This is a genomic window from Cupriavidus phytohabitans (genome assembly GCF_017815025.1).
Lineage (GTDB): Bacteria > Pseudomonadota > Gammaproteobacteria > Burkholderiales > Burkholderiaceae > Cupriavidus.
In genome coordinates this window covers 1-6,420 of the sequence record NZ_JAGIQB010000115.1, presented here as the reverse complement: position 1 = coordinate 6,420, position 6,420 = coordinate 1, and the positions used below count along the sequence as shown (strand labels likewise).

The following is a 6,420-nucleotide window of genomic DNA, read 5'->3' as shown; positions in this document are numbered from 1 at the left end:
TGTAAGGAGTCCTCAGATTAACGATTCAGCAAGTCGTCGCGCTGACGTCCACTGCCGGTATTTCAGCAGCCTGCTAATGCTAGAGGCCAGGGGAAGACCTTGATGATTACCAGGAGGACTATCCGATACGGTAAAACTCCTTACTCTGCCCAGCATTGACCGCGCGCGCAGCCAGTCGGGCATCCATCTCGCCGGTCCCGTCCCAGCGCTGTCCCGCGGCGTTGCGGTAGCAGACCACCGGCGGCGGGCCCGGGTGGGGTGCCGGCGGCGGATCAAAGCACCCTGCCGCTTCGAGCTCCTCCACGATCATGTCGTAGTCGGCCATCTGGTCCTCAGTTTTTACTGTCATGGTGGTTGTCGCGGCTTTCGCCTGAGGCCTTGTTCTCCGTCGGCGCCGGGCCGCCGGCCTTGCGCCGCCGTCGCTCGGCGCCCCTCCCGCTCGCGCGGCGCCAGCCGTATTCTGCCCGCAGCTGGCGCGCCAGCGCCGCTTCGGCTTCGGCGCGCTCGGCCCGGCGCTGCGCTGCGGTCAGTTCCGCCTGCACGTTGGCCAGGTCGGTTGCCACTTTCCGCCGCGGCGTCAGCGGCCGCGTGCCGCGTGGTGAGTTGCTCGGTGAGCGCCGCGACTTGGGTCTCGAGCCGGGCCCGGGCCTCGTACTGCGCCACCGCCGCGTCGCCGGCTTCATGGCTCGCTGGCCTCGGCTCGCTCCTGGGCAAGGGGAAATCCGCAAAGGGCATTTCTGGCTTGCAAGCGCCAGATTTCGCGCCAAAAGTACTACAAGGGCTTCTCCGTTGGCGCAAGGCGCCAATGAGATTCTGTTGTGTGTCGACTTGCCGTGCCAAGTTATGTGAGCAGGTGAAGGACTGCAGTACTACAAGCGGTCATAGTGGGCCGCTGGCCCGGACCCTGATGTAAGACGCGCGCGAGGGCCTCGTTCGATGATCGGGCTTAGTGTCCCCTGACTTTTCCCAGGTACGCCTCGCGCGGGTCCAACCCGCTTCACATCAACGCTGGCAGTGCAAAGTGGTCGAGCTCCTCTCCGAAGGCTGATTGATCGCGTTATTTGACTTATGCAAGCGCCGGTCCATGTTTGAAGGCTTCGCCATATTTCAACATCGCCCACGCCATCCTTGCGTTCTTGGCTGCAATGGCGATGGCCGCTCGCCAGTAACCCCGGCGCTCTATTATGTCCCTGACCCATCGGCTATATCGATCCTGTTTGTCGCCCAGGTTTGCCATCACCGCACGGGCGCCGAGCACCAGCAGCGTGCGCAAATAAGCGTCTCCAGCTCTGGTGATGCTGCCCAGCCGTTGTTTGCCGCCACTGCTGTGCTGGCCTGGCGTCAGTCCTAACCACGCAGCAACCTGGCGGCCATTTCTGAAGTCGTGTCCGGCACCAATGCTGGCGGACAGGGCACTGGCCGTAGTCGGACCGATCCCGCGCAATTGCATGAGGCGTTTGCTGCGTTCAGCGTCGGCAACCGGCCAAGAGCGGAAGTTCGGCAGGTACAATTGAATGCCTGTTTCGCAGCGAGAGCAGTCAACTACGCCTGTGAATCGCTCGCCAGAAAGCTGCCCTCAAGAATGCATGCGCGTCCTATGGCTTCGTCGTGCAAGGAACCCGCAGCGAGCTAACTGACAGGCTGGCTGAGGAGCGTCCCGCGGTGGTTGCAGCAGGCGCAACGAGCCAGTATGGGAATACTGAAAAACTGAGGCTATGAAACGAAGATTTGGAGTGAACGCCACAGCCGCCGCATCTGAAACGTCCATCAACATCCACGGAAATGTCTACCTCGGCCAAACCATTGAATGGTCCACGCTGCTGGAGTCCCAGCGCGTCCTGTTGGTCGCAGAGGCGGGGGCAGGCAAGACGCATGAATGCGAAGCGCGGGCCGAGGACCTCTTCAAGCGCGGTGAGGCCGCCTTCTTCCTGCGGCTCGAAACGGTGGCCGCCCGCGGTATTCGATCGGCGCTCAATGGCGAGCAGTTCAAGAAACGATTCGACGACTGGCGGGCTTCTTCGTCCCAGATCGGTTACTTCTTCTTCGACTCTATTGACGAGCTGCAGTTGGTGCACGGGGACTTTCGCAATGCGCTCAAGCGCGTGCACGAGGATCTGGAAGGGGCGCTGGGTCGGGCAACGATGGTCGTGACCTCGCGCCCCGTTGACATTGACCGGCGGGCCTTCGCGGACGTGCTGCCGGTGCCGAAGATCGCGATCGATGAAGCGCACGGCGAATCGTTCGTCCGGACAGCGCTTGAAGGGCCGACCGACGCCGACAAGGATCGATCCCCGCCTTTCCGGGAAGTGACGCTGCTGCCGTTTTCCGACGAGGAGATCGCCGAGTTTGCACGAGGCCAAGGCGTTAAGAACCCCGAGAAGCTGCTTGAGGAGATTCGTGCCCGGCACGCGGAGGACTTCGCGCGCCGCCCCCAGGACCTGATCGAGCTGTGCGACAGCTGGCGGGATCACGGCAAGATCCGCTCGCACTATGAGCAGTTAAAGAGTCATGTCGAGGCGAGGCTACGCGCGCGCCGCAAGCGAAAAGAGCCGGCTGAACTGACGTTGGACCAGGCGCGCACCGGCGTCCAGAGGTTGGCGCTCGCGGCCATCCTCAGTCGTCGCCTCACGATTCGGCACAGCGCCGGCGCCGATGTTGAAGGCTCGGGCGACGCGCCGCTGGTTCCAGATGATCTGCTCTCAGACTTCACGTCCAGCGAGATCGAGACGCTGCTGCAGCGGCCTATATTCGCGGAGGGCGGCTATGGTCGGGTCCGCTTTCATCACCGGTCCGTGCTGGAGTTCTTGGCCTCCGCCGAGATCGATCACCTGGTCGGCTCCGGCGCGCTTGCTGTTTCGGCAGCCAAGCGGATGCTGTTCAGCCTCTCTGATACCCAGGTGTTGCTGCCGAAGCCGTCCATGCGGCCCGTGGCTGCGTGGCTCGCCATGATGCGTCCGGAGTTTTTCGACACGGTGTTGAAGGTCGAACCGAGCACCCTGTTGCTGTACGGTGATCCCGAGTCACTCAGTGAGGATCAGTGCGCCCAAGCGCTGCGGGCGTACGTCCAGCGGCACGGCGCGGGGAAATGGCATGGCCTGGAGATTCCAAGCCTTCAGCTCGAACGGCTTGCCCGCCAGCCGCTGCACCAGGTCATCCTGGAGGCTTGGTCGGCCCGCATTGAGAACCCGGAGGTCCGCCAGATCCTCTTGCAGCTGATCGCCGTAGGTCGATACAAGCAGTGCTCCGATCTGGCGATGTCGGTCGCCGAGAAAGAGGCTGGCGAGGACCGGGAGCGATTTGAGGCCTTGAGAGCGCTGGTTGAGCTGGACGACTACCGCATCGATGCGTTAGTTGAAGCCGTGGCGTCATCCCAGCCCGGTTGGGGCCATCGCATTGGCCGGTGGGTCGCTCAGAATTTCTACCCGAAGAACGTGACGGACGATCAGCTCGTTCGGCTGCTGGCCGCCATCCCGCGCGCGTCGAGGCGGGGCGACTTCTTCCCAAGCGGCATGGCGGCCATGCTTGAGCGCGTTCCTGTCAGTCGCGAGAGGCTGGAAGCATTGCTGCCCGGGGTGCTTGCGCTGACCCGCAGCTCGGTCGTCGTGGACAAGGATGAGGACAGCCTCAACGATCGCAAGGGGCGGCTGCAAGCGTCCTACATCCTGCGCGGCCTGAGCACGCGCCTCCTGCAGGATGGAAGTCGAACGCCCGACCTGATCGACGCGGCGGTACTGGGCTTCAGGGCGGCCGGCTATTCGTCGTTGGACAACGATCGCAAGCGCAAACTGGCGGAGTTGATAGGCGATTTGCCGGCGCAGGAGCGCCGGGCCGTCTTCGAAGCCGACTTGGCGTGCGTCGCCCGCCTTGAGCCGCGACGATCACCCCAGGTTGTGCTTGCTCGCCTGATGTTTCAGGGGCCGCTGCAGTACAGCATGGAAAAGGACGGACCCTGGGTGCTTCGCGACCTAGCCAATATCGCCACCGACAAGGCGCGACGGTCGCTGCTGCTCCGCATGACAACCCACTTGGCGCGGACCGACCTGTCGGCAGAGATGGAGCCAGTACGCGAAGCCGTGAAGGATTCACCCGCACTCACGGCAGAACTGGAAGAGCTCATCCAGGGAAGCGTGCCGACGCGTCAAGTGCTTGAGGCACAAGAGCAAGAGCGTAAGCGCGCTGAACGTCATGCCCTCAAGCAGGCCGACTACCGGGTGGAATGGACCGCCTTCTGGAAGGAGCTAGCCGAACGGCCGGCGCTGGCGCTGGCACCCGGCCGTGTCAACGGCACGCTCTGGAATCTGTCGAGGGTGTTGAGCAAGCGGTCGCGCGGCGACAGGGTGCGCTGGGATCGCGATTTCCTTGAGAAATGCTTCACAGGCCCGGTGACTGAAGCCATTCGCAGAAGCTTGATGGCGTACTGGCGGAACATGAAGCCGACGCTCCCGTCCGAGCGCAAGGAGAAGAACACCTATCTTGTGGTCTGGACGTATGGACTGATGGGGCTGTACGCCGAAGCAGAGGATCCCCGTTGGACGCGCTCTGTCAGCGCCGCCGAGGCTGATCTGGCCGTTCGGTACGCGCTGGTGGAACTGAATGGCCTGCCCGATTGGCTCGCGGCGCTGGCGGATGGCCACCCTCAGGTCGTCGAACAAGTGCTTGGCGACGAAATTGAAAGTGAGCTCAAGGGGAAGGGCGGCGACGGCGGCTGGCACTCGATGTTGCTGCAGAGCTTGCGATACGGCCGGATCGAGATCGCCCGGGTGTTGGAACGCCGCTTGGTCCTGTGGCTTCGCGGCCCTGGCAAGAAGCTGATGCGCGGCCGTCACAATCCGGTGGCGGAAGCAAAGCTGGATCAAGTTGTGCGTGTGCTGCTGGTCCATGGCAGCTCGGAGACGAAGCGCTGGCTGATGGAACTGGCCACGCGCGAGGTCGTTGCGTCGAAGCATGGGCCGTTTTTGTTCTTCTGGCTGCCTGTGCTGATGCGACTGAATCTACTGCGGGGCGCCGCCCTGCTTTTGCGCGCGCTCAGCGTCCTGCCAGTCGAACGCAGGGGCGTTGCCGTGACAGCCATCGGCAGTCTGTTTAGCGAGCGGCGCGTCGAAGGAGGGCCCAAATGGAGCGCGGCGCTGGCGCCGGAGACGTTGCTGCGTCTGAATCAAGAGTTCAACCGGCATGTCGTTCGGGCAGCAGATGAACAGCATGAGGATGCCTACTCACCGGGTCCCCGAGACAACGCCGAGACCGGGCGACGGCAGGTGTTCGACGCGCTGATCCAGGCAACTGGTGCGCAGGCGTATCGGGCGAAGCTGGCAATGTCCACCGATCCACAGTTTGCCCACGCCAAGGACCGCATCGCTGCGCTGGCGCATGAGCGCCTGGCGGAAGAGACCGATGCCAGTGTGATCTCAATGGAGGAGCTCGCGCGACTCTTCCAGGGCAATGAACTCGCGCCGATGACCACCACCGACATGGCGCACCTGCTCAATGACAGGCTGGACGATCTGCAGGACCTGATGGGCATCGACGCAAGTCCCAAAGCCGCCTGGGCCAAGGTGACCGATGAGAACACGCTCCGCCCCGCCATTGCGCACGAGCTCGAAATGATGTCAAAGGGGGCCTACACCGTCGACCAGGAAGGCGTCACCGTGGATGGCAAGGAGACGGACATCCGGTTCCGTGCGCTGTCGCGGTACCAGGCAACAATCGAGCTGAAGATTGGCGAGAAGCCTAGAACCGGGAAGGAACTGCGGGATACGATCGAGACGCAGTTGGTCAGGAAGTACATGTATGCCCGCAACGCGAAGACGGGCTGCTTGTTGGTAACCGTGGCCGACCCGGCAAAACGGTGGTACCACCCGGACACCGGTGAGCCCATGGACCGGCACCGGCTTCAAGCGATGCTGACCGATGCGGCGCAGCTTGCGCAGCAACGGCTTGGCGGCGAAGCGCGGGTCATGGCGCGCGTGCTGGACCTAACGCCCCGGCTGCCGAAAGAATCTCGTGAAGCAAAAGCCTCGAAGCAGACGGCCCAGACTAAGGCAGCCGCGAAAACGGCCAAAGGCAGCAGTGCGGCCGCCAAGACGACTCGGGCGCGGAAGTCCGGCATGTGACCAGCTTAGGGGCACTGTCGCGACCACCCCAAGCATCTAGGCTCGGCTTGCGCTTCTCCATGTGCCGTTGGATTCTCCTTGGCCAAGCCACAGGCTCAGCTGGGGATGAAAGCCAAGCAAAGGTGCATAACAATCGCTTGCACGGCAGTCCGACTAATTCGCGCTCGTCGTCACGGGAGTCCGGCTAATTCCGGTTTCTAGACGGCCGAGCGGCGACGGGATTAGTGGGATTAGGTAACTGCTCAATAACCCGGGGCGAACGGCGGCACCCTGTTCAAGCAGAGCGCAGGAGGCGTTGTTCAAGCAGGTG

General features: G+C 63.1%; 3 protein-coding genes and 1 pseudogene. 1 reads left to right on the top strand and 3 read right to left on the bottom strand.

Features of this window, described 5'->3' with window-relative positions; all coding sequences use genetic code 11:
* Positions 1 to 118: 118 nt before the first annotated feature.
* From J8I34_RS32890 to J8I34_RS32880, 3 genes and pseudogenes are all read right to left on the bottom strand, one after another.
* A complete protein-coding gene (locus J8I34_RS32890; RefSeq protein ID WP_209808393.1) occupies positions 119 to 349 on the bottom strand; it encodes an H-NS histone family protein in 231 nt (76 codons plus the stop codon).
* On the bottom strand, positions 333 to 563 hold the full coding sequence (locus J8I34_RS32885) for a hypothetical protein (RefSeq protein ID WP_305826466.1): 231 nt from the start codon (positions 561 to 563) through the stop codon (positions 333 to 335). The genes J8I34_RS32890 and J8I34_RS32885 overlap by 17 nt, the downstream gene beginning before the upstream one ends.
* Positions 564 to 1,066: 503 nt before the next feature.
* Positions 1,067 to 1,465 (bottom strand): annotated as a pseudogene (locus J8I34_RS32880) (IS110 family RNA-guided transposase); the annotation flags it as partial.
* Between the two features lie 250 nt (positions 1,466 to 1,715).
* Between J8I34_RS32880 and hyoA the strand changes: the two are divergent.
* On the top strand, positions 1,716 to 6,110 hold the full coding sequence (hyoA, locus tag J8I34_RS32875) for an NACHT domain-containing antiphage protein HyoA (protein WP_500784448.1): 4,395 nt from the start codon (positions 1,716 to 1,718) through the stop codon (positions 6,108 to 6,110).
* Positions 6,111 to 6,420: the final 310 nt, after the last annotated feature.

Coding starts and splice junctions, on each gene's coding strand:
- J8I34_RS32890 (WP_209808393.1), bottom strand. CDS start 349: ATGACAGTAAAAACTGAGGACCAGATGGCCGACTACGACATGATCGTG.
- hyoA (WP_500784448.1), top strand. CDS start 1,716: ATGAAACGAAGATTTGGAGTGAACGCCACAGCCGCCGCATCTGAAACG.